General features: G+C 60.1%; 1 pseudogene. It reads right to left on the bottom strand.

The window, feature by feature from the left end:
• Nucleotides 1-1,199: pseudogene (locus tag J5M58_RS25725) on the bottom strand (hypothetical protein); the annotation flags it as partial.

Genomic DNA, 1,199 nt, shown 5'->3' with positions numbered 1-1,199 from the left:
GGTGCTGTCGCTTTCCAGCCGCCAGCGCTGGGTCACGGTGTAGGGCTGCTGGAAGTTGTTCAGCTGATACTCGAAACCGACGTTCGGGATTTCGTGGTAAACCGTCTCGGTTTCCTGGATATGCCAGTCCTGCTTGCGCGCATCTTCCGTCACATCTTCGATGACATCGCCGTACTGCGCGGTGGTTTGCAGGGTCAGCAGGTGATGGCGGTTATAGCGGTAGCTGGCCTTGCGCAACTCTTTGCCTTCGCTGGCCTCGCTGAGGTGGACTTCATAGAAGTAATCGCTGCTTGCCCGGTACAGGTTGTCCTTGTCCTTTTCCCAGTTCAGCCCGCTGCCAAAGCCCAGGAAGTTGCGGTCGTTGGGGTAGCTGTAGGTGGTAGTCAAGGCCGGCTGATTGGCAAGAGGATCGACCGTGTGGGTTTTGACCCGTGGGATGCGGGCCACGGGGGCGCCGGCGAGGAGCTGGTGACCGTCATCGTCGTAAGTGATCGTCTCGATGCTGCCCTGGGGCGTCTCGACCCTTGTCAGGCAGGTCATATTCTGTGTCGACGGGTTGCTGTCATATTTGAACCGCCAGCTACCACGATCATGGCTCGGCAGGGTCACGCACTCTACCCGACGGTCCTTGAGCGCTACCTCGTAACGGGTTTCGCCGAAATCTGGGTGCAGATGGTAGGTGATCAGGTTGTTCTCATAGGTGACGGACAGCAGCTTCAGGCCGCTACGGTCGACGATGCTGGACAGGCAGCGATGTTCGCCGAACCGGCCTTCATGGCTCAGCTCGATCCAGCGGCCCGATGGCGCATAGACCCGATGAGGCACGGCAATATCGAGCCCGCCCGAGCGGATGACTTTCAGCTGTTCCACCATGCCCGTGCGGTGCACGATCCTGTACTCGCCGTTGCCATCGTCCAGGAAGCGGAAGCTCTTGAGCTTCTGCTCGCTGATTTTCGGTTCGGCGCCACCGCCATCGACATGGAATTGTTCGCCGGTGTGTACCTGCAGCGAGCTGGTGGTGGGGGTGTAGCGGCTGAGGTTGAGGGTCCAGCCCTTGCCAAAGCCAGTGTCTTCTGGCGTCAGGGCATTGAAGGCCAGGCGCAAGGGGAGATTGGGGCCGATCAGGTAGTTACCGACCAGTGACAGCAGTTCGATGCCGAGGGTGTACTGGCCGGTGCGTGGGTCGACGCTGTGATTCA

This window comes from Pseudomonas sp. 32_A (assembly GCF_017490905.1).
Classification (GTDB): domain Bacteria; phylum Pseudomonadota; class Gammaproteobacteria; order Pseudomonadales; family Pseudomonadaceae; genus Aquipseudomonas; species Aquipseudomonas inefficax.
This window is presented reverse-complemented; position numbering and strand designations above follow the sequence as displayed.